The organism is Luteibacter flocculans (genome assembly GCF_023612255.1).
Classification (GTDB): Bacteria; Pseudomonadota; Gammaproteobacteria; order Xanthomonadales; family Rhodanobacteraceae; genus Luteibacter; species Luteibacter flocculans.
In genome coordinates, this window is record NZ_CP063231.1 from 706,682 (window position 1) to 728,787 (window position 22,106).

The 22,106-nt window shown below is 64.6% G+C and carries 23 protein-coding genes and 1 tRNA gene; 14 read left to right on the forward strand and 10 right to left on the reverse strand.

Annotated features, from left to right (window positions below; genetic code table 11):
• The 13 genes from IM816_RS02980 to IM816_RS03040 all read left to right on the forward strand — a co-directional run bounded on the left by IM816_RS02980 (position 1) and on the right by IM816_RS03040 (position 12,663).
• Positions 1 to 1,902 carry a potassium transporter Kup gene (locus tag IM816_RS02980; RefSeq protein WP_250339737.1) on the forward strand — a complete coding sequence of 634 codons (1,902 nt, stop codon included), beginning with the start codon at positions 1 to 3 and terminating at the stop codon, positions 1,900 to 1,902.
• Positions 1,903 to 2,285: 383 nt separating this feature from the next.
• Positions 2,286 to 2,900: a hypothetical protein gene (locus IM816_RS02985; protein WP_250339738.1), complete on the forward strand. Its 615-nt coding sequence runs from the start codon at positions 2,286 to 2,288 to the stop codon at positions 2,898 to 2,900.
• Positions 2,901 to 2,958: 58 nt separating this feature from the next.
• Positions 2,959 to 3,999: a Holliday junction branch migration DNA helicase RuvB gene (ruvB, locus tag IM816_RS02990; RefSeq protein WP_250339739.1), complete on the forward strand. Its 1,041-nt coding sequence runs from the start codon at positions 2,959 to 2,961 to the stop codon at positions 3,997 to 3,999.
• A gap of 23 nt (positions 4,000 to 4,022) precedes the next feature.
• Positions 4,023 to 4,394, forward strand: a complete 372-nt coding sequence (gene ybgC / locus IM816_RS02995; protein WP_425602628.1) for a tol-pal system-associated acyl-CoA thioesterase — start codon at positions 4,023 to 4,025, stop codon at positions 4,392 to 4,394.
• A 38-nt stretch (positions 4,395 to 4,432) separates the two neighbouring features.
• Entirely contained in the window at positions 4,433 to 5,116 is a 684-nt protein-coding gene (gene tolQ, locus IM816_RS03000) for a protein TolQ (protein WP_250339740.1), read from the forward strand.
• 14 nt (positions 5,117 to 5,130) lie between these two features.
• Positions 5,131 to 5,574: a protein TolR gene (tolR, locus tag IM816_RS03005; RefSeq protein ID WP_072322629.1), complete on the forward strand. Its 444-nt coding sequence runs from the start codon at positions 5,131 to 5,133 to the stop codon at positions 5,572 to 5,574.
• Complete coding sequence (locus IM816_RS03010) at positions 5,561 to 6,505, forward strand: cell envelope integrity TolA family protein (RefSeq protein ID WP_250339741.1); 945 nt, start codon at positions 5,561 to 5,563, stop codon at positions 6,503 to 6,505. Before tolR ends, IM816_RS03010 begins: the two co-directional genes overlap by 14 nt.
• Before the next feature lie 108 nt (positions 6,506 to 6,613).
• Positions 6,614 to 7,942 (forward strand): Tol-Pal system beta propeller repeat protein TolB, encoded by a 1,329-nt coding sequence (gene tolB, locus IM816_RS03015; protein WP_250339742.1) that lies wholly within the window; start codon positions 6,614 to 6,616, stop codon positions 7,940 to 7,942.
• Positions 7,943 to 8,186: 244 nt separating this feature from the next.
• Complete coding sequence (pal, locus tag IM816_RS03020) at positions 8,187 to 8,696, forward strand: peptidoglycan-associated lipoprotein Pal (protein ID WP_072322632.1); 510 nt, start codon at positions 8,187 to 8,189, stop codon at positions 8,694 to 8,696.
• 3 nt (positions 8,697 to 8,699) lie between these two features.
• Positions 8,700 to 9,554, forward strand: a complete 855-nt coding sequence (gene ybgF / locus IM816_RS03025) for a tol-pal system protein YbgF (protein WP_250339743.1) — start codon at positions 8,700 to 8,702, stop codon at positions 9,552 to 9,554.
• A gap of 4 nt (positions 9,555 to 9,558) precedes the next feature.
• Positions 9,559 to 10,251, forward strand: coding sequence for a 7-carboxy-7-deazaguanine synthase QueE (gene queE / locus IM816_RS03030; protein WP_250339744.1), 693 nt, complete (start codon positions 9,559 to 9,561; stop codon positions 10,249 to 10,251).
• Between the two features lie 15 nt (positions 10,252 to 10,266).
• On the forward strand, positions 10,267 to 10,953 hold the full coding sequence (gene queC / locus IM816_RS03035) for a 7-cyano-7-deazaguanine synthase QueC (protein WP_250339745.1): 687 nt from the start codon (positions 10,267 to 10,269) through the stop codon (positions 10,951 to 10,953).
• Between the two features lie 168 nt (positions 10,954 to 11,121).
• Positions 11,122 to 12,663 (forward strand): hypothetical protein, encoded by a 1,542-nt coding sequence (locus IM816_RS03040; RefSeq protein ID WP_250339746.1) that lies wholly within the window; start codon positions 11,122 to 11,124, stop codon positions 12,661 to 12,663.
• 15 nt (positions 12,664 to 12,678) lie between these two features.
• Here IM816_RS03040 and IM816_RS03045 read toward each other — a convergent pair whose 3' ends face one another.
• Complete coding sequence (locus IM816_RS03045) at positions 12,679 to 13,146, reverse strand: nuclear transport factor 2 family protein (protein WP_218184750.1); 468 nt, start codon at positions 13,144 to 13,146, stop codon at positions 12,679 to 12,681.
• Between the two features lie 97 nt (positions 13,147 to 13,243).
• Between IM816_RS03045 and IM816_RS03050 the strand changes: the two genes are divergently transcribed.
• Positions 13,244 to 13,813: a TetR/AcrR family transcriptional regulator gene (locus IM816_RS03050; RefSeq protein ID WP_250339747.1), complete on the forward strand. Its 570-nt coding sequence runs from the start codon at positions 13,244 to 13,246 to the stop codon at positions 13,811 to 13,813.
• Positions 13,814 to 13,883: 70 nt separating this feature from the next.
• Here the strand turns inward: IM816_RS03050 and IM816_RS03055 are convergent, their stop codons facing one another.
• The 9 genes from IM816_RS03055 to IM816_RS03095 form a co-directional block, all read right to left on the reverse strand.
• Complete coding sequence (locus IM816_RS03055; RefSeq protein WP_250339748.1) at positions 13,884 to 14,108, reverse strand: helix-turn-helix transcriptional regulator; 225 nt, start codon at positions 14,106 to 14,108, stop codon at positions 13,884 to 13,886.
• Positions 14,101 to 14,517, reverse strand: coding sequence for a DUF2178 domain-containing protein (locus IM816_RS03060; RefSeq protein ID WP_486624462.1), 417 nt, complete (start codon positions 14,515 to 14,517; stop codon positions 14,101 to 14,103). Before IM816_RS03060 ends, IM816_RS03055 begins: the two co-directional genes overlap by 8 nt.
• A gap of 469 nt (positions 14,518 to 14,986) precedes the next feature.
• Positions 14,987 to 15,319 (reverse strand): hypothetical protein, encoded by a 333-nt coding sequence (locus IM816_RS03065; protein WP_250339750.1) that lies wholly within the window; start codon positions 15,317 to 15,319, stop codon positions 14,987 to 14,989.
• A 289-nt stretch (positions 15,320 to 15,608) separates the two neighbouring features.
• A tRNA-Lys gene (locus IM816_RS03070) sits at positions 15,609 to 15,684 on the reverse strand.
• 54 nt (positions 15,685 to 15,738) lie between these two features.
• Positions 15,739 to 16,683, reverse strand: a complete 945-nt coding sequence (locus tag IM816_RS03075) for a DedA family protein/thiosulfate sulfurtransferase GlpE (RefSeq protein ID WP_250339751.1) — start codon at positions 16,681 to 16,683, stop codon at positions 15,739 to 15,741.
• 72 nt (positions 16,684 to 16,755) lie between these two features.
• Entirely contained in the window at positions 16,756 to 18,138 is a 1,383-nt protein-coding gene (locus tag IM816_RS03080) for a sensor histidine kinase (protein WP_250339752.1), read from the reverse strand.
• Between the two features lie 105 nt (positions 18,139 to 18,243).
• Entirely contained in the window at positions 18,244 to 19,275 is a 1,032-nt protein-coding gene (gene phnD / locus IM816_RS03085; RefSeq protein ID WP_256470235.1) for a phosphate/phosphite/phosphonate ABC transporter substrate-binding protein, read from the reverse strand.
• Positions 19,276 to 19,364: 89 nt separating this feature from the next.
• On the reverse strand, positions 19,365 to 20,051 hold the full coding sequence (locus IM816_RS03090) for a LuxR C-terminal-related transcriptional regulator (protein WP_072322645.1): 687 nt from the start codon (positions 20,049 to 20,051) through the stop codon (positions 19,365 to 19,367).
• Positions 20,052 to 20,139: 88 nt separating this feature from the next.
• Positions 20,140 to 22,050, reverse strand: a complete 1,911-nt coding sequence (locus IM816_RS03095) for an ATP-binding response regulator (RefSeq protein WP_072322646.1) — start codon at positions 22,048 to 22,050, stop codon at positions 20,140 to 20,142.
• Positions 22,051 to 22,106: the final 56 nt, after the last annotated feature.

Consider the following 22,106-nt stretch of genomic DNA (forward strand, 5'->3'; position numbering starts at 1 on the left):
GTGAAAACGGAACAGCAGGGCGGCGACGTCCAGCACGCGCATGGCCGGCGCATCGGCGCGTTGGCGCTCGGTGCCATCGGCGTCGTCTTTGGCGATATCGGCACCAGCCCGCTCTACGCGATGAAGGAAACCCTCGGCACGCACGGCATGAGTCCGCACCCCGCGGCCGTGCTCGGCGTGCTGTCTTTGATCTTCTGGTCGCTGATCATGGTGGTCTCGTTGAAATACGTGACCTTCGTGATGCGCGCGGACAACAAGGGCGAGGGCGGCATCATGGCGCTCATGGCCCTGGCGCAGCGCAGCGTCAGCGGGTCGCCGCGGGCGCGCTGGGTGCTCGCCGCGATCGGTATCTTCGGTGCATCGCTTTTCTACGGCGACGGCGTCATCACGCCGGCGATCTCTGTGCTTTCGGCGGTGGAAGGCCTGGAAATCGCCGCGCCGCAGCTGGACACCTACGTGCTGCCGATCTGTCTCGTCATCATCTTCGTGCTGTTCGCCGTGCAGCGGCACGGCACGAACATCGTCGGCAAGGCCTTCGCGCCGGTGATGGTGCTGTGGTTCCTGGTGCTGGCCGGCCTCGGTATTCGCCAGCTTGTGGCCCATCCTCAGGTGCTCGTCGCGCTCAATCCCTGGTATGCCATCACGTTCTTTATCGAACACGGCAAGTTGGCCTTCATCGCGCTCGGCGGCGTGGTGCTGGCGCTGACCGGTGCCGAGGCGCTGTATGCGGATATGGGGCACTTCGGCAAGCGTCCCATCCGGCTCGCGTGGTTCGGCTTCGTGCTGCCAGCGTTGCTCATCAACTACTTCGGCCAGGGCGCGCTGCTGTTGCACGACCAGACCGCCATCGAGAACCCGTTCTACAAGATGGTGCCGGAAGACTGGCTCTATCCGATGGTGGCGCTGGCGACGATGTCGGCCATCATTGCCTCGCAGGCGGTGATTTCGGGTGCCTTCTCCATGACGCGTGAGGCCATGTCGCTGGGCTACTCGCCGCGCATGGCCGTGGTGCACACCTCCCACGAAATGTCCGGGCAGATCTTCGTGCCTTGGGTGAACCGGCTTCTCCTGGTGCTGGTCTTGCTCGCGGTGATCGGCTTCCGTTCGTCGAACAACCTCGGCGCGGCCTACGGCATCGCCGTGACCGGCACGATGACGATGACCACGCTGCTCGCGCTGGTCGTTGCGCGTTATCGCTGGCATTGGCATTGGTCCGCGGTCATTACCGTGGGCGTGATCTTCCTCATCGTCGACGTCGCGTTCTTCGGTGCGAACGCGCTGAAGATCGCCCACGGCGGCTGGTTCCCGCTGGTGTTGGGCGTGATCATCTTCACGGTGATGACGACATGGCGGCGGGGCAGGGACCTCGTCGTCCGCGAGATCAAGCAGTCTGGCCTGGCGCTGGAGCCGTTCATCGCCAACATCGCCGATCATCCGCCGTTGATCGTGCCGGGCACGGCGGTGTTCCTCACCGCCAACCAGAACGCCGTACCGCACGCGATGCTGCACAACCTCAAGCACAACAAGGTGCTGCACGAGCGCAACGTGCTCCTGACGGTGGAAATGCTGGAAACCCCAGTGGCCGACTTCGAGGAGCGCATGGAAGTGTTCGATTACGGCAATGGCTTCTATGGTCTTCAGCTTCGCTACGGCTTCGCCGAAGACCCGAACATTCCGGTGTCGCTCTCCCGGGCCAGTGCGCTCGGTCTCGACTTCGACATGATGGACACCACGTTCTTCCTGTCCCGCGAGACCATCGTCGCCGATGCACGTCGACCTGGCATGGCCTTGTGGCGCGACAAGCTGTTCGCGTTCCTGGCGCGAAACGCGATGCCGGCCACCGCGTTCTTCCAGATTCCCGGCAATCGGTTGATCGAGTTGGGCGCGCAGGTCGAAATTTGAGAAGGCTTCCCAGCCACGCCGCTCGTGCTTGGCTGGGAGTCGATGATCGCCCGCGCCGCTTCTGCGCTTTGAGCCTTCGTAGCGAGGCGATCAATCCCGCTGTTATTTCGCTTCCCGCGTTTCTAGCTTGATGGACGTTCGAATAGCGGATGTTCCAAGGAACTGGAATGCGACGAAATCTGTGGCGCGTCCGTCGTTTGTCGAGCACGTGTACGCATAGGCAGGCAGCCAATGTTCCTAAGTGGCTGACGGTCTGCATTGCGGTTGGGGGCGCTGGCGTGATCGCGCTCTGCGCCGAGCACGCGTCCACAGTCGACTCGTTGGCGGCACACATTCATATGTCTGCAGAGGACATCAAGCGGGCCGGTTCGGTGGGACTGGACATGACTCGTCTTCCCGCCTCGCCGGGTCTTCATATCGTGCCGCTTGATCATTCGCCCTTCGTGGGGGCGCTCGGTGAGCAGGCCGCCCAAGAATTTGCGGGGTACGCCAAGAACGGCGTTCGTATCGTGCCTCCGGGCGAGCTGCCAGACCTTCGTGGCGCGAATCGAAGCACGACCGACAAACGCCACCATCTTCGGTCGCTGGAAGCGATTCGTCCGCAGCTTCGCTACGAACCGATCTCCGTGCAGGGGACGATCCTCGAGAAAGCGCCCCTGGTGGACGTCACCACGGCAGGCGGGGTTCGCGATGGGCTTTGGACAGGGGGCACCCGCGCGTGGGAAGTGCCTGGCTTGGGTTATGTGCAGTTGGACGAGTCGGAATATCGGGAGACTGGCGGGTCCATCACGGTCGTCGAGGAGTGGCTCAACACCGAGGTCAATGGCAGCCCGGCATCGATCCAGGCGAAAAAGGAGCGCCGCGGCAAGGCGCTGGTCTCGCTGGGGTGGATTACCGACAGCACCACGTACCGGCTGGACTTGCAGCCGCGTGATCCGGTGGCGGTGAAGGCAAACGAGGAATCCTTGCTGGCCTTGGCGCGCAGTCTCGGCATGTGACCTAGATTCGGGCCGCGGGGCGGGCCGTCCCGCGGCCAAGACCTGCCATAATCCGCCCATGTCCGAGCACCGCATCATTTCCACCGCCGCCGCCATGGACGACGACGCGCTGGAGGCCAGCATCCGACCCAAGCGCCTGGCCGAATACCTCGGCCAGCGCACGGTGCGCGAGCAGATGGCCATCTATATCGAAGCCGCCAGGCGTCGAGGTGGCGCACTGGATCACACCCTCATCTTCGGGCCGCCCGGCCTCGGCAAGACCACGCTGTCGCACGTGATCGCCAACGAGCTTGGCGTCAGCGTGCGCTCCACCTCGGGTCCGGTGCTCGAGCGCGCAGGCGACCTCGCCGCGCTGCTGACCAACCTCGAGGCGAACGACGTCCTCTTCGTGGACGAGATCCATCGCCTGTCGCCCGTGGTGGAGGAAGTGCTCTATCCGGCGATGGAAGATTTCCAGATCGACATCATGATCGGCGAAGGCCCCGCGGCCCGCTCGATCAAGCTCGACCTGCCCCCGTTCACCCTGATCGGCGCGACCACGAGGGCCGGCCTGCTGACCGGCCCCTTGCGCGACCGCTTCGGCATCATCCAGCGCCTGGAGTTCTACAGCGTGGACGAGCTGACGGCGATCGTGCGCCGCGCGGCCCGGATCTTCGGGATCGAGTGCGAGCTAGAGGGCGCCATCGAGATCGCCCGCCGCTCGCGTGGCACGCCCCGTATCGCCAACCGTCTGCTGCGCCGCGTGCGCGATTTCGCCGAGGTGCGTGGCGACGGCCGGATCACCCATGACCTGGCGCGCGCCGCCACCGACATGCTCAAGGTGGATGCCGAAGGTTTTGACGACCTCGACCGCCGCCTGCTCAGCACAATCATCGAGAACTTCGATGGCGGGCCGGTTGGGGTGGAGTCCCTGGCCGCCGCGCTGAGCGAGGACCGTGGCACGCTCGAAGACGTGGTGGAGCCGTATCTCATCCAGCAGGGCTATCTGATCCGCACCGCGCGGGGCCGCATGGCCTCGGCCAAGGCCTGGCGACATCTCGGCCTCAACCCGCCGCCCCGCCAGTCGGCCACGCCGGACCTGTTTTCGGACGACGCATGAGCGTGTTTGCCTGGCCGGTCCGCATCTACTGGGAAGATACCGACGCGGGCGGCGTGGTCTACCACGCCAACTATGTGCGTTTCATGGAGCGTGCACGCACGGAATGGCTGCGCGCGCAGGGTATCGACCAGATGGCGCTGCGCGAAGCGACCTCCTTGGGCTTCGTGGTGCGCGATATGCACCTCGATTTCCATCGTCCGGCCCGTCTGGATGATGAACTCCTGATCACGGTGGACGTCAAAGAGCGCCGTTCAGCCAGTATGCTGTTCGGTCAGGAGATCGTGCGGGGGGATGCGGCACTGGTTCGCGCGCAGGTGCGCGTGGCTTGCGTCAACCTCGACACGATGCGTCCGGCGCAGATCCCAGCGGACCTGTTCCCTTCCGAATTCCCCTAATAACCAAGCCCTGATACCCGGCGGAGAGCCTTCAAGCGATGAACGGTGGACTGAACATTTTCAAGCTGGTGTCGGAAGCGAGCCTGCCCGTACAACTGGTCATGCTGCTCCTGCTGGTGTTCTCGTTCCTGTCGTGGGTGATCATCATCCGCAAGTACAGCCAGCTGAAGACCGCGCACGACAACGCAGAATCTTTCGAAGACCGCTTCTGGTCAGGCGCCGATCTCGCGGCCCTGTTCCGCGAGGTGGGCAATCGTGAAGGCCAGCACGGCATGGAAAACGTCTTCGAGGCCGGCTTCCGCGAGTTCGCCCGTCAGCGCCAGCGCCGCGTCACCGACGCCAACCGCGTGATGGAAGGCGCCGAGCGCGCCATGCGCGTGGCCGGCACCCGCGAGATCGGCAAGCTGGAACAAAATCTCGAATTCCTCGCCAACGTCGGTTCGATCAGCCCTTACGTGGGTCTGTTCGGTACCGTCTGGGGCATCATGGGCGCCTTCCAGGGCCTGGGTGAAATGAAGGACGTGACCATTTCCGTGGTCGCTCCGCACATTTCCGAGGCGCTGATCGCCACCGCGATGGGCCTGTTCGCCGCTATCCCTGCGGTGTGGGCGTACAACCGCTACGCCAACAAGGTCGAGCGCATCGCGTCGCGTTACGAGGTGTTCCAGGAAGAGTTCTCCTCCGTGCTGCAGCGTCAGATCCATTCCGACGAAACGGCCTGAGCGGAGCGTACGCGATGCGCACTACCTACCGCCGGCAAAAGCGGAAGCTGAAATCCGAGATCAACGTCGTGCCGTACATCGACGTGATGCTCGTGCTGCTGATCATCTTCATGGTCACCACGCCCATGATGAATCTCGGCGTGGACATCCAGCTTCCTCAGACAAACGCCAAGTCGTTGCAGGACAAGAAAGACCCGGTCGTGGTCTCGGTCGACGAGGGCGGGCAGATCTACCTCACCGCCAACGGCGCCAAGCGCGAGCCGGTCAGCGAGGACGAGTTCCGCAAGCGGATCACTGCCTTCCATAACGCGAACCCGGAGCTTCAGGTCCTGGTCGCGGGCGATCAGCGCGTGGGCTACGGCAAGGTCTATTCGATCCTCCCGATTCTCCAGGAGGCCGGTGTCTCCAAGATCGGTCTGATGAGCCAGCCGCAGTCGGCGCAGAATGGAAAACCGTGACGGCACGCCCCGCGCGGTCGTCCTCGCCGCGCTCCTGCACATCGGCATCGTGGCCTTCCTGGGCCTCGCGGTCATCCCGTGCTCGGATTACGAGAAATGGGCGGAAGCCATCGGCGTTCCCGCGGAGTGGAACCCGCTGAAGTGCCCGGCGCCGCTGGAACTGCCGGGCCAGATCATCGAGGCGACGCTGGTCGGTCCGACCGGCAGCCCGCCGCCGAAGGCCACCAAGGTCAAGCCGACGCCCGATACGACGTCACCGCCACCGGTGGTGCCGACGCCGCCTCCGCCGCAGCCGGAAAAGCCCAAGGTCGAGACGCTTCCGCCCCCGCCGAAGCAGCCGGATCTGAAAGATCAGGAGAGGGTCGTCGACGACGCGGTGCAGAAGGCCGAGGACGCCAAGCGCCTGCAGGAAGAAAAGCAGCGCCAGCGCCAGGCCGAACTGGACGCCGAGCAGGAGCAGAAGAAGAAGGAAAAGCAAAAGGAGATCGACGACATCTTCAAGCAGCTCGACGCGGCGAAGGCGCAGACCAAGAAGGCCGACACCACCAAGAAGCAGGCCGAGCAGCAGTTGAAGGATCTGCAGAACGCCAAGGACGACGGCCTGCCTGACCTGCCGCCCGCCGACCAGAAGATGTCCGGCACCAACGGCCGCGATACCGGCAAGCTGGGGCAGTACCTGGCCGCGATCCAGAATGCGGTCACCCAGAACTGGCTGCGGCCGGACAACATCGCGCCCACCGCCTGTGTCGTGCACATCGTGCAGGTGCCGGGCGGCCAGGTGCTGAGCGCCAAGGTGGACTCGAGCTGCCCTTACGACGCCGCAGGCCGCGCATCGGTGGAGAACGCCGTGCTGCGCGCCCAGCCTCTGCCGTACCAGGGCTTCGAAGATGTCTTTCAGCGCAACCTAACGTTCACGTTCAGGCCGCAATGATGTAGCGCGCTCGCTCCGGCCTCGCCGGAGTGAGCGGTTCAGACTCGGGTCACGCACAAAGTAACCATCGCGTTAACATTTCGCGGCCGTCCCCCTTCCCAGGCAGCAATGAATCCGCCCATGCGCAGAACGCTTACCCGCCTCCTCACCCTCCTGGTCGCGTTGACCGCCTTCGCGGCCGGTCCGGTCGCTGCCCAGTCGCTCAACGTGGATATCGTGGGCGGCCTCAAGACGGCCACCCCCATCGCGGTGGTGCCCTTCGCCCAGGCCGGCGGTGCGCCGCTGCCTACCGATGTCGCCGACGTCATCCGTGCCGACTTCAATCGCTCGGGCAAGTTCCGCGCCCTCGACAAGAACGACATCGTCGAGACGCCCTCCCAGGGGTCGGACATCAAGTTCGCCACCTGGCGCCTGCTCAAGCAGGACTACATCACCATCGGCCGCATCAGCGATGCCGGCGGTGGCATGGTCAAGGTCGAATACGAACTGTGGGACGTGAACCGTCAGCAGAGCCTCCTGGCCCAGTCGTTCACCGCCCCGACCGGCGACCTGCGTGGCGTCGCGCACCAGATCGCCGACCAGATCTACGAAAAGATCACCGGCGTCCGTGGCGCGTTCTGGACCCGCATTGCCTACATCACGGCTGTGGGTACCGGTAACAACACCACGTATTCGCTGATCGTGGCCGATTCGGATGGCTACAACCCGCAGGTCGTCGCACGCTCGCGTGAATCCCTGCTGGGTCCGGCGTGGTCGCCGGACGGCAGCAAGATCGCCTACGTTTCGTTCGAAAGCGGCAACTCGGCCGTGTACATCCAGAACATTTCCACCGGCTCGCGCAGCCTGATCGCCTCGCACCCGCGCGGCATCAACAGCGCGCCGTCGTGGTCGCCGGATGGCAGCAAGCTCGCCGTGAGCCTGTCGTATGTCGGCAACCCCGAGATCTTCGTGATCGACGTGGCCAGCCGCACGGAAACTCGCCTCACCAACAACTTCGCCATCGATACCGAGCCGACCTTCACTCCGGACGGCCAGAGCATCATTTTCACCTCGGACCGTTCCGGCAAGCCGCAGCTCTATCAGATGTCAGCCTCCGGCGGCGCCGCCCAGCGGCTGACCTTCCAGGGCGGCTTCAACGCCAGTGCCTCGGTGAGCTACGACGGCAAGCAGATTGCGATGGTGCAGGGCAACGGGAACGTGTATCGTATCGCCATTATGGACCGTAGCCTGGGAGGGCAGGTGCGCTTCGTCTCCCCGGGTAACGTGGACGACTCGCCCAGCTTTGCGCCCAACGCCAGCATGCTGCTTTATGCCGCATCGCAGGGTACGCGCGGCGTCCTTTACGCGGTTTCGGCAGACGGTCAGGTACGTCAGCGTCTCGTCCTCTCGGACGGCGACGTGCGTGAGCCGTCCTGGGGACCCTATCGACAGCGCTGATGGCGCGCCCCTTGTGGGCGGCGACATCGGCAACGTCCAGGGAAGGGCGCGGCGTGGCCGCGCCTTTTCTGCGGACGAAGGTTTTATCCGGCGATCGCCCTGGCGGGCGCCGGAACGCGAGCGCCGGGTGCGGGACAGCGCCTCGCTCGCGTAGATGTAAGTAGAAAAACAGCCGGACAACCGGCGGTGCCTGTCCCGAAACCGAAAACCGACTGTCGGAACTCAACTGTTGAAGGAACGTCCCATGAATAAGACCGTTACCGTCACCCTGGCTGCCCTGCTCTGCGTTGGCGCCGCCGCGTGCTCGAAGAAGAACACCAAGCCGGCTCCGATGCCGGAACAGCAGCCGGTCGCTCAGACCCAGGCTCCGACCAACGATGGCAAGTACCAGCCGTCCGATCTCGACACCGACGCGTGCCTGCGTCAGCGCGTCGTGTACTTCGACTTCGACAAGAACGACGTCAAGCCGGAGTTCCAGCAGATCATCGCTTGCCACGCCAAGTACCTGCAGGATCGTCCGCAGTCCGCCATGACCCTCGAAGGCAACACCGACGAGCGTGGCACGCGTGAGTACAACCTGGGCCTCGGCGAGCGCCGTGGCAATGCCGTCTCCAGCGCCCTCCAGGCTGCTGGCGGTTCGGCTGGTCAGATCAACGTGACCAGCTACGGCAAGGAAAAGCCGACCTGCCGTGAGCACAACGAAGACTGCTGGTCGAAGAACCGTCGCGTCGAGATCGTGTACACCGCGAAGTAAGCAATGAAGAAGACTCTGGCTACCAGTTTCACGGCCAGGCTTGGCGTGGCGGGCGCAATCGCGTCCGCCACGCTTTTTGCGTTGCCTGCCGCCGCCCAGGACACCCGTCTCAGCCTTGCCGACCGCGTGTCGCGGCTTGAGCAGCAGTCGCAGTCGCAGGCCGGCAGCGTTTCTCTGGTGAATCAGGTCAACGATCTGCAGCAGCAGCTTTCGCAGCTGCAGGGCCAGATCGAAGAACTGCAGCACCAGAACAAGCAACTCCAGGATTCCCAGAAGGCGCAGTACGCGGATATCGATTCGCGGCTGAGCCGTCTCGAAAAGGGCGGTGCGGCTCCCGCGCCGTCGCCGACCCCATCTGCCGCCACGCCTCCGGCGTCCGCGCCGGCAGCGGCAGCGCCAGCGCCAGCGCAGACCAGCACGCCCGCCGCAGCGGCAGCGAGCGAGGCCCCCGCGGGCCAACCGGCCAGCGCCGATCAGCAAGCTGCGTACGATGCCTCGTTCAAGTCACTCCGCGCGGGCGACTACGTCACGGCATCGCGTGGCTTCCGCGACTTCCTCGTGAAGTACCCGGACAGCCCGCTCGCGCCGAACGCCTATTACTGGCTCGGCGAGTCGTACTACGTGACCATGAACTACCCGGTCGCGATCGAAGCCTTCCAGCGCCTCGTGAAGCAGTATCCGCAGAGCGACAAGGTTTCCGATGGCCTGCTGAAAGTGGGTTATTGCCAGATCGAGTTGAAGCAGCAGGATGCCGCCATCGCCACGCTGAAACAGGTCGCGGCGAAGTATCCGGGTACCAAGGCCGCTGGTCTCGCACAGGAACGCCTGCGCCGCCTGCAGCGCCAGACGGCCAACTGATCCCATGAACGGCAACACCGCTACGCCGGCGGATGTCTCGCCGGCTTCGCCCGTCGCGGAGCGGTTGCGCATCACCGAGATTTTCCATTCCGTGCAGGGCGAGGCCGATGCGATCGGCTGGCCCACGGTGTTCGTGCGCCTGACGGGATGCCCGCTGCGCTGCGTGTGGTGCGACACCGAATATTCGTTCCACGGCGGGCAGTGGCACGACATCGACGCCATCCTCGCCGAGGTCGCCCGCCATGGCGCCCACCACGTCTGCGTGACTGGCGGCGAGCCGCTGGCACAGAAGCGCTGCCTGATCCTGCTGCGCAAGCTTTGCGACGCGGGCTACGAGGTGTCTCTCGAAACCTCCGGCGCGCTCGACGTCTCGGACGTCGATCCGCGCGTTCGCAAGGTCATGGACCTCAAGGCACCGGATTCCGGCGAAAGCGCGCGAAACCTCTGGTCGAACCTCGACCACCTCCTGCCGCACGACCAGGTCAAGTTCGTCATTGCGAGCCGCGCGGATTTCGAATGGGCGCGCGATACCGTGCGCGAGCATTCGCTTGATCGCAAGGTGATGGTTCTCTTCTCGCCCGTATGGTCGAAAGTGGAACCGCGCGACCTGGCCGAGTGGATTCTTGCCGAACGCCTGCCGGTGCGCTTCCAACTGCAACTGCACAAGCTGTTGTGGAACGACGCGGCGGGCCATTGAACACCAGGTCATGTCATGAACGCTTCGAACGCACCCCGTAAGGCCGTCATCCTCGTCTCTGGCGGCATGGACTCCGCCGTCACGATCGCCATGGCGCGCGAGCAGGGCTTCGACGTGCACGCCCTCAGCGTCGCTTACGGTCAGCGGCACAGTTCCGAACTGGAAGCGTCCGAGCGCGTCGCGACGATGCTCGGTGCCGTCGAACACAAGACCGTGCATGTGGATCTGCGCAGCATCGGCGGTTCTGCTCTTACCGCCGACATCGACGTGCCGGAAGAGGGTGGTGAAGGCATCCCGGTTACCTATGTGCCGGCGCGTAACACGATCATGCTTTCGATTGCGCTGGGCTGGGCTGAAGTGCTCGGCTCGAACGACATCTTCTGCGGCGTCAACGCGGTGGACTATTCCGGTTACCCAGACTGCAGACCAGCATTTATCGAGGCGTTCGAAGCGCTCGCCAATGTCGCCACGAAGGCCGGCGTCGAAGGTGCGGGCATCCGTATCCACGCCCCGCTGATGCAGATGGGCAAGGGTGACATCGTGCGCGAAGGCATGCGTCTCGGCGTGGACTTCTCGGCTACCGTGAGCTGCTACAAGGCCGACGCAGAAGGGCGCGCTTGCGGCCACTGCGATGCATGTCGGCTGCGCGCCGAAGGTTTTGCGAAAGCAGGCGTGGCCGATCCCACGCATTACGTGCCGTAATCTCTCGTTAGCTCGAAGGTGCCCTACGACCCCTGGTCTATTGTGTCGGGGTAAGACGCGGTGGAGAGTGGACATTACCCTCGGAGCAGGCCGGTTGGCCGAGGGTGACGCGTCAGATCGTGTGTGATCGGCGAGCAAGGATGACCCGCATCAGTCAGGACGGCGACCATGGACGGTTGGCTTCGTGTTCTTTCGCGCGAAACGATGCGCACATTCCGCATGTTGTCGCTCGCAACGTTGTTGCTGTGCATTGCGACCGAAACCGCGCTATCCAGCGACGTCATCATTCCGGCACTTGGCGGTGAGACCGTCCAACGTCTGATCGCGCGATACAACGACACGCGCCGGGACTGCGGTGACGCGAAGAGTCCCGCGTTCCTATGCTCCGGCATACTTCTCCGCGGTACCGTCGCCTCGCCGAAATATCACGTATGGGATCCCAGCCCTTCATCGATCGCGACGGGCGGCGTGTCGTTCTCGTTCCTGCGTAAGGACGCTGAGTTCAATCAACTCGCTCTTGGCTACACCAACGGCTTCATCGTTGCGCCGTATCAATCGGTCGAGGGCAAGCTCACACCGAAGATTCTTTGTTCGTTTCCCGTCGATGCAGCAACGGATCAACGCAACGAGAACGGCTGCGGCGTCTATCGGGGAAATGCCGCGAGCGCGACGTGCCAGCGTCAGGGCCTCAGCGATGCCGAGGGTTGGCGCAAGACTTATATGAAAGGCACCGGCTACGCGATGAAATACGCCCAGTGCGGATTCGACGTGACGGGCGATGATGCCGCGCCAGCGTTCTACGAAAGCCTCAAAGCCATGAAATACGCGCCGTCGTTCGCGGGCAACAATCCGGAGAACGAAGTAAGGATGGAGCCCTGGCCGCAGGGCGTTCCCAAGGAACTGCCGATCGAGGCCTTCTTCTACGTGCCGGGCGGCTTGGATGGCGCCAAATACAATCAGCGCGACTACTACGCGCAGACGAACATCCTGCTGCCCATCATCCGCATGACGCTGCCCTCCGCGCCATCCGCGGATACCACGTTCGCTTTCGTTCCGCAGGAGCAGACGATGGGCATGGGGCCGGACGTGCCGAAGCTCGCGCCTAAGTTGCGCGAAGCGTCGGCGGAAAACGGAACGCGGCTGCTCTTGTCCGACTTCTATCGCGCGGATCGAGTCACGGTGGTCGTGCCCATCTACGCCGGCATGGCGCCAGGGCATACCGTGGGTGCGCAATGGAAAGGGCCTTTCGCCACCTACGACACGGCCATCGCAACCGTCGCCGCCGTGGCGCCGATCGAGCTGACGGTGCCTCGTCGTGAAGTAGTGGATGCCATCGGGAAGGACGTCGAGATCACTTTCACCGTAAAGCGCGGCGACGAACCCGTCGAGGCGTCTGCGCCTCTCACCGTGTCAGTGGAGGCGCAGGCACTCGAGCTTCCTGCGCCGGAACTCGATGCCGACCATAAACAGGTCATCGTCCGCTTCCCAACCTTGGGGGCGGGCCATCAGGTGAACGTGCGCCTACAAGGTGCCACGACCCTCGATCTGCCGATCAAGACCGTTACGAACCAGACCGAACTGTCGTTCGCGATTCCCGCGACGTGGCTGCAACAGAATCGCGATCGTGTCGTGTACGTCACCTATGCGGTGGCTACGATCAAGGCGGGAGACCTTTGGCAGTTCTCCCGCGTATTGCGGGTCAAGCTGTGACGGCGAAGCGCTTCCTCACAAGCCAAGGTCGCTGAGCCCCGGATGATCGTCGGGACGGCGACCCAGCGGCCAGAAAAACTTGCGTTCATTCTCTGCGATGGGTTGATCGTTGATGCTGGCATGCCGGTTGACCATGAGCCCTTGCTCGTTGAACTCCCAGTTCTCGTTGCCGTGGCTGCGGAACCAGTGGCCGGAATCGTCGTGCCACTCGTACGCGAAGCGCACGGCGATGCGATTGCCGGTGAAGGCCCAGAGTTCCTTGATGAGGCGATAGTCCAGCTCGCGGTCCCACTTGCGGCGCAACAGTGCTTTAAGCGCCTCGCGTCCATCGACGAACTCGGCGCGGTTCCGCCAATGCGTGTCCGGGGTGTAGACGAGCTGGACCTTCTCGGGGTCGCGCGTATTCCACGCGTCTTCGGCCAAGCGGGTTTTCAGAACGGCGGACTCGGCCGTGAACGGGGGGACAGGCTGACGGATTTCCATGGTACACCTCGTGATCGAAGAGTGGGCAGGTAGGTAGACAGGTCTGTCTACGTGGCGAAGACTAGACCATGTAGACAGATCTGTCTACACTTTAATCATGACCTCACCTACCGCTTCCCCGACCACGGCCCCCTCGGCAGCGCGCGAGCGCATCCTGCAGACTGCGCACGACCTGTTTTACAGCGACGGCATTCGCGCCACCGGTATCGATAAGGTCATCGCCGAAGCCGGCGTCACCAAGGTCACCTTCTACCGGCACTTTCCGAGCAAGAACGATTTGATCGAAGCGTTTCTCGAGTATCGGCACGCTCGCTGGATGACATGGTTCGACGACGCGATCGAGCGTCGCCGCGACGAGGGTGCGCGGGCGGTGGTGGGTGCGTTGCGCGAATGGTTCGCGCAGCCCACGTTCCGCGGCTGCGCCTTCATCAATACCGTCGTGGAATTCGGTGCGAGCGCGCCGGAATTCGAGGCCATCTCACGCCGCCACAAAGACGAGATGACGGCCTCTCTTCGCACGCTTTTGCCGCCCGGCGAGCATGGCGATGCAGACGCCACCGCGATAGCGCTCGCCATCGACGGCGCCATCGTCCGCGCGCAATTCACACATGACGCGGAAGCGGCGCTTGCACCACTTGAACGCTTGATCGACGCGCTGGTTCGCTGATACGCGTTCATAGCCGGGTTCGACGAACATGGCCACGCCGCTGGTTTCCTATTGCGCCCTCTGCGATCGATCAGGCGCGCTCGGCCGTGCTCCAGGAAAAGACATCCTCCAACGGCTTGCCGAATACCTCGGCGATGCGAAACGCGCATTCCAGGCTCGGCGAGTACTTACCCGCTTCCACCGCGGCGATGGTCTGGCGCGTCACACCCACGCGCGCGCCCAGTTCGGCCTGGGTCATCTCCCCGGCCATGAAACGCAGCGTGCGGATATGGTTGGTGAGTTGGCGGTCAGCCATGCCATCCGCGCCGGTAGCTGACGACGATCATGCCGTGGTGGACGATCTCTGCGATAGCGATGGCGAGCAACGCCGCGTGGACGATGGACCAGCCGCCGTTACTGAAGGGCATGACCACGCCGACGAAGATCATGCCGGTCATAAGCACGTTATACGCGATGGCTGAAGAGCGGCGCGCGATGGCCTTGTCGCGTTCATCGCGCTCCGCGGGTCCACGCGATCGGCCAGCCAGCCATGTGCCTGCGGCGACGATACCTAGCGACGACAGCGCCGCGGCCAGCACTCCGATCTGCTGCCCCATGCTCGGCGGTCCACCCGATTCGATATAGGCAACCGTTCCGAAGTACAGGCCGAATATCACGGACAGAGCACATACCCATATCCAGGCAAATCGTTCCTGCACAAGCATCGCTCATCCCCTTTGGTCGTGGATGGCCGGAAAGTAAATCTTGTTTGACTTGATGTCAAACATTCTTAACATCAAGGCGCGCCCTTCAAATGTACAGGGATGCATCCGCGCAAGGAGAGCTGCTTCGCGGCTCAGTGTCTTATGGCTTACGCTGCGGCTCTCCCGACACGCAACCTCAGCCATCGCGGGAGTCTTCGGTGTCCCCCCTCGAGGCGAGTTCCGCACAAGAGAGCGGCCGAAGGCCGCTAGATACACGGGTCGCGCCAGCGGCCTTCTTTTCCGAACGCGGAGGACCTGTCTGAAGCAGCGAGGGGGGGCACCGAAGGCTCTGGCCTCAATGTACGAGCTAGCGGTAGCTCCAGCCGCTGGACATATGCAGTCGCGCTGCGGCGAATGAGCCGATGTATCCAGACAGCGACCAGGAATCCCGTGATGAACCAGAACAAAGGCCTCGAGCGATGCGAGCCGCTCAGGCCGCCAGGCGCGTCGTATCCGCCAGGTAGCGCAGGCCGATCGAGAGAGCCATCGCATAACCCGCCGCAGGGTCGCCGGGGATGACGACGCTGACCATCGACGGGTGCCCGGGAACTAGGGTTGATACGTCGGATGCGCCGGTGCGGTCGTGCACTTCGATGTACGGCGCGCGCAGAGCGGTCAAAGCTTCGCGCATAGGGACGGTGCAGGTGTCCGGCAGTTCGGCCGCATCGACGTCGAGCATCACGAGGTCGGCGGTGGCATTGCACGACGCGAGGCAGTTCGCCACCTCGGCGAAGTCGGCGCAGGGATGCCACTCGAAATCCATGCCTGCCGCCTGCGCTTTCTCTCAGAGGCGGCAGATACGCGCATCGGCGAGGGGAGGTTGATCCGGAAGATGCGGGCCCGAGATCGCCACGATCGACATCGACGGTTGTCCGTTGGGAAGGTGCGCTTAGTGTCTGCCCGAGATGCGTAAAAACGCTGCGCCACGCGAGCGCGTTCTGGGTAACGTTGGCGTAAAGATTGCGGCGTGCTGGCGTCTGCCGAGGCGAATATCGCCGCCCGAACACGGTCGTGTTCAAGACCTCGATGCTCGAACCAAGAGCGCATGCGAATGGTGGGTCGTGCCGGATTCGAACCGGCGACCTACGGATTAAAAGTCCGCTGCTCTACCAACTGAGCTAACGACCCACACGCGAGAACCGGCAAGTGTACGAGGCGGGCGCGGGTGGCACAAGCCGAAGATCAGGTCGTGAGGACCAGTGCCTCGACCTCGCGGCCGGCCTCGCGCCAGGCGCCAAGGCCGCCGGTCAGCGGGCGAACGTTGGAAAATCCCAGCTTGCTCAGGCGTTCGGCGACTTTAGCGGCCGACACCTCGTTGGGGCACGAGCAGTAGATGATCACGGCGCTGTGCCGCGGCAGGGTCGCCAGTTCGCGGTCCGCCGTGGCGAGGTCGAACAGGCGGGAACCGGGAATCACGAAGGGATCGTCGCGCCGGCTGATGGCCGAGCGCACGTCCACGATGAGGGCGCCCGGATCGCTCGCCAGCAGAGTCGACAGTTCGTCGACGGAAATGCGGCTCTTGCGCAGGCGCATCAGCAGCAGCGTGCGGCGCACGTAGCGGAACGCGATCCACAGCACGAGACCCGTGACAGCCACGGCTGCCATGCCGATACCGAACTGGCGAAGCAGGGCGAGTACGGCGTCGATCTGGCGGTAGAACAGCATGCCGGCCGAGAGCCCCACGGCGATCCACAACGATGCGCCGAGCAGGTCGTACAGAGTGAAGCGCGAGAAGCGCGTATCGCCTGCGCCGGCAATCGGTATCGCTACCAGCGACAGCCCCGGAATGAAGCGCGAGATCAGCAGCAGCTTCACGCCGCGCTTCTCGAAGAAACCGCTGGCGCGACGGACGCATGTGTCCGGTGAGAGTGATATCCGGCACAGTCCGTCCAGCACGCGATAGCCGAATCGCCTGCCGGTGAGGAACCATACGGCATCGCCCAGGAAGGCGCCGGCCAGCGCGCCGAGAAAGGTCGCCACAATGAGTGTCGGATCGCGGGCCGCCACCAGCGTGGCACCCACGACGATCAGCGTGGGCATGGCCGGCACCGGCAACCCGATGGCACCGGCGAACACACCGAGAAACGCCACCATGGGCGCCGCGTCAGACCCGTTGATGCTCGTCACTGTCCGCGTCCCCGAAGAGGTCCCTTTGCTCCCGCCCAAGATACGCCTGTACAGGCGCAGGTGACAGAGGGGCTAGAACGCCGAGTGGCTGCGCAGCGCGGCGGTGGCGCGGGTCGGTGGGCCGGAAGCTGCGCCGTCCAACTGCACCCAGAACAACGTGCCGCGCCCCGGGCGGGAGCGAACGCCGATGTTTCCGCCGAGCGTGTCGGCGATGCGCCGGGCCACGGCGAGACCCAGGCCGTAGCCAGGATGGCCCGGGAGTCGGGTGAATTCCTCGAAGACGCGCGCCTGAATGTCCGGGTCGAGGCCCATGCCGTTGTCGCGTACTTCCAGACGAATCGCATCGCCGCGCCGACGCACCGCGACCAGTACGCGGCCATGTGGCGTGCTGAGCACGGCGTTGACGACCAGTCGCTGCAGCAGCTCGGCGAAAAGCACGGGATCGGTGTGCAGCGGCAATCGCCCACCGCGCCATCGCACTTCCACGCCGAGCCGATCGGCATCGCTTTCGATGGCTGCGCGGCCGCGAACGAAGACGTCCGACGCCACGACGGTCGACGGCGCGGGCTCGACGGCACCTGCATCGAAGCGAGCCAGTTCCAATACGCCGTCGAGCAATTCGTTGAGGCGCGTGATGCTAGTGCGCATCTGTCCCACCACCGCGCGCTGGCGAAGATCGTCTCCCGGCTGCATGCCGGCGACGAAGAGGGCGAGCGCCTGCAATGGCTGTCGGAAGTGATCGCCGATCTGTTCCACGAAGCGGGTTTGCCTGGCGATCTCCTGCAAGCGGCGGCGCAGCGCTTCCGCCATCGCCGCATCGTGACGGCGGCGCAGTTCCACCAGCTCGTCGAGCAGTCCATCGATGGCCTGCAGTGTGTCGTCGTCGCCATCGGCCTGGCTTCCGCGCGGATGCAGGAAGCGATCGATGCGGCTGCGCACGTTTTCGATCGGCTCGATCAGGCTTCGTTCGAGATCGCGCCGACCGATCAGAAAGGCTGTGGTGATGCCCGCGCAGAGCAGCAGTGTCATCGCCAGGCCTGCCACGTGGCGGTCGTGCAGCGCCGACGCATCAACGAGTGTTTCGAGTTCGCCCTGCGGTGTCGGTGTCCACGTGTGGAGCGTGTGCCGCGGGTCGAGATGGCGACCGCTGTCGACCGCGAGATCGGTGGCATGCCTGCGGTGCAGTATCGCCCGTCCCGTGGGCGCGCTTTGCGCGAGAGCGAGGGTGAGCGCGTTGGTCATCGCATCGTCGTTCGGTCGTCCCGCGAACGCCGCGGCGAGGCCAGCCGCCTGGATGCGTGCCATGGCGTGCGCTTCGGCGTCCACGGCGCGCACATGCAAGACGCCCAGCGTGAGCGCCAGCGACAGGGCGATCAACGCCATCGGCAGCGATCCCCTCAGGATCAACTGCCGCAGGGACGTCGGCCTTCCTGGCGCATGCGGCGACACGGTCATGAATCGGCCTTATGGCGCGTTATCTCGTGTCGAATCTATGGAACGCGGCGTCGGCGCGCGATAGACAAGGGGAACTAACCCCGGCGGTCTATATCGATTGGCCTATCACTTCCCGTGCAGGCGCGCGACGAGGGCGTCGTGGTCGGTTTCGATCTTGCGGAAACGCGCATCGCGTGCGGCCTCGCTGACCCATTGAGCACTGCTGGCGCGACGCTTTTCCAGTGCGTATTCGATGTCCGCGAACGGCACGAGGTCCGCATTGCTCGCCGGTGCGAAGCCACTGATGTCGTGAATACGCTTGAGGTTGGCTTCCTCGCGCGCGCCGTCCTTGCCCTTGCCGTAGCCTGTGATGAATGCGGCGACGCGCTCGCGCATCGCCGCCGGAAGATCGCCGCGGATCACGATCACCGCATGCGGTATCAGCGACGATTTCCAGAGCACGCGAAGCCGTGCGTACTGCTCGGGGAAATGCTGCTGGAACCGTTCCATGTCGGCGGTATTGTTGGTCGCCACGTCCGCTTCGCCATTCGCCACCGCCAGCGCATTGTTCTGATGATTGTCGATGTGCACGCTTGCGAAGAACGTATCGGAGTCCAGGCCACGGGCGGCGAACAACTGCGTCTCGGGCACGAGGTAGCCCGACACGGAAAGCGCTTCGCCGCGCGCGAATCGCCATTTGCCCGGCCGGGCGAACAGTTGGTCCGGCGTGCGCAGCGGCGAGTCGGCCGCGACCAGCAGCACCGCGTTGTAGCCGCGCGAACCATCGCCGCGCGTGAGCCGTCCGATCACCTGCATGTTCTGCCGTGTCACGGCGTCCAGCGCGAGTCGCCCGGAAAGGAATGCGATGTCCACGCGCTGTTCGGAAATCGCCTGGGCGATACCCTCGTAGGTCGTGACCGAGACGGCGCGGATGGGGCGATCGAGCGCCTTGTGCAGGTCGTCGAGCATGGGTTGCCACGCTTCCAGCGATTCGGCAGGGCCACCGATCGGCAGGATGCCGAACGTCAGTGGCGCCATGGGGTCGATATCGCCGGGCGGCTGTGTCGCGACGGCAGGCACGGCGATCAGCGCGGCCACCAGCCACGCAGCAACATACCTGCGTACACGCCGCCCCGCGCTCCCCACGCCTGCTCGCATCGTGCCTGCCCCACGTTGTCTGGCCGCGTACCCCAACGGCCTGAAAGCTTGCCCAGCCTACCCCGGGCATATGTCCTGTGGATGACCGCTCAATCGCCCAGGTGCTGTGCCGCCACCAGGGCTTCGAGCCTGTTGCGCACGTGCAGGGCGCGGAAAATCGCGGCCAGATGGATCTTGACCGTGCCCTCGCTGATACCCAGCTCGCGAGCGATCAGTTTGTTCGGGCGGCCCTTCGCCAGCAGCTTGAGCACGTCGATCTGGCGGTCCGTGAGTACGGCCGCCAGGCGCTCCCGCGCGGTGAGGCCATCGTTGCCATTGGGCAGCGCGAAAGCCGGCGCGCCGGTGGCCACGGCAGCCTTCATGGCCTCGGGCGGCACGTAGATGCCTCCGCCGACCACCAGACGCACGGCGTTGAGGATCACGTCGGGAGGGGAAGACTTCGGGATGTATCCCTGGACGCCAAGATCCAGCACGTGGCGAATGGCAGACGGGTCTTCGGTGCCGGAAAGCACGATGACGGGACGCTGGCGCGACGTGCCGTCGTCTTCCGGCCCGCGCAGGGCCGCGACGGCGTCCTTGATGTGCTCGACGCCTTCGGCGCCGGGCATGGCCATGTCGATCAGCGCGACGTCGGGCGCTGGCCCTTGGGCAAGCTTGTCGCGCAGCTGTGCGACGGTTTCGGCCTCGACAAACTGGACGTCGTCGCCGAGTTCGCGAAGCTTGAGCTTCACGCCCTCGATGATGAGCCGATGATCGTCCGCGATCAGAACAAGCATGCCTTCCCTCCGGCCGCGCGAACCGCGAGCCACCCCGTTGCCCGGACCATAGCCCTACGCCGGTCTGGCGGCAAGCAGGCCATATGGTTCAGACGGCTGCATGATGGACAGCCCACGCAGAAACCATTACCTCGTGCAGACGCTCGGGCGAAACCGGCTTGAACAGCACGCGCGTGGTCTTCTGATCGATGTTTTTGAGGAACTCGCCGCGGGTCTCGCCCGTGATGAGGACGCGCGCGAAGGGCGGTGGATCGCCGGGCCGCCGACGGTAGTAGCGATCGAGCAGGGCAAGCACGTCGAGTCCCGTGCCCTCGCGCAGGCGCAGGTCGGAGATCACGAGGTCGGGCGGCTGCATCCACTGGTGCACGGCTTCCATCGCCTGCTGAGCGTCTTCCGCCGTCATCACTTCGCAGCCCCAGCTGCCGAGCAGATAGCTGATGCCAGCGAGGATGCTGGGTTCGTCGTCGATGACCAATACGCGCATGCCGGCCACGTCGCGGGGGATGCCGGGCTCCGGCTCGGGCACGGGCGGTGCGTCCATCAGGCCGGGCATCACTTCGGGCAGCACGATCGAGAACAGCGTGCCCTTGCCCGGCCGCGAGCGTACCGTGGCGGACGTACCCAACAGACCGGCGAGCTTCTGCACCGTGGACAGCCCCAGGCCGAGTCCGCGGCGGGTGCCTTCCGGGCGGCCGGTTTCCGGGCCGCTTTCCACGCGATAGAACTCGTCGAAGATGTGCTGGAGATGTTCTTCGCCGATGCCCAGACCGGTGTCCCAGACATCGATGCGTGCGGTGCCGTCGAGGCGTCGCCGCGCGCCGACCAGCACGCCGCCGCAACGTGTATAGCGCAGTGCATTGCTCACGAGATTGTTGAGGATGCGAGCGAGCATCGTGCGGTCGGTGCGTACCCACAGATCCGTCGTGCGCACGACGAGCCGCAGGTCGTTCTGTTCCGCCACCATGCGGAAGTTGACGCTCACCTCGTCGAACACTTCGTCCAGCCGTACGGCGCGCACCACCGGAGGCATGGCGCCGGTCTCCAGTCGCGAGAGGTCGAGCAGTTCGCCGAACAGGTGATCCAGCGATTCGACGCATTCCTGGATGTGCGCGATACGGTTCAGGCGGATGGGATCGTATTCATCCACCGCCAGTCCGGACGAGAACAAGGTCAATGCGTACAGCGGTTGACGAAGATCGTGCGATGCGGCGGCGAGGAACCGCGCCTTGGCGACGCTGGCCGCTTCCAGTGCGGCGTTCTTGCGCGCCAATTCCTCTGTCGCGCTGGTGATCTCGCGCTCCATGCCGATCTGCGCATGCAGCAGCTTCGATGCGGCGCCGTTGAAGCCGCGCTGCAGGTCGCCGATCTCCGTGTCGTCGGTGACCGGCACCACCACCGTGCGGTCGCCCAGGCCGAGCTGACGCACGGCGATGGCAAGGTTCCGCAGCGGCGCGCTGAGCCAGCGAGCTGTCGACCAGCCGATACCCACTGCGATCAGCAGGCTGAGCGTGAGCCAGATCAGCGCGTTGTGCACGCTGGCACGCTGGGCAGCGACCGCATCCTCCACGCTGACGTCGACCGTCACGGTACCGAGTACGCGGCGGTTCAACGGATCGACGATCTCCCTGGCGACGGTGAGGCCTTCATCGTCATCGCTGATCGAGCTGTTGACGCGGTCCGCCACGATCTCGCCATCGCGGTTGCTGATGCGTACACGCGACACTTGCGGCAACTGCACGATCGACTGCGCAATCCGGCCGAGTTCGCGTCGCTCGCCCGTGCGCAGTGCGTCGCCTGACACGGTAGCAGCCTGCTGCGCGATGGCGTCCGCGGTGGACCGGCCCATCTCGTGCAGCGTGTCCATCTGGTGGCGGGTCAGCAACGTGACCAGCAGGACTGCACTGATCGCAGTCGGAACGAGGGCAACGCACGTCAGGCGCTGCACGAGCGACGTGCGACGCCAGACCTTTTCCAGCCATGGAGTGGATACATCACGCATGTGTTTCCCCTGGCACCGCCCTCCCGGCGGCGCGAGGCCTACAGCCTAGCGCAGAT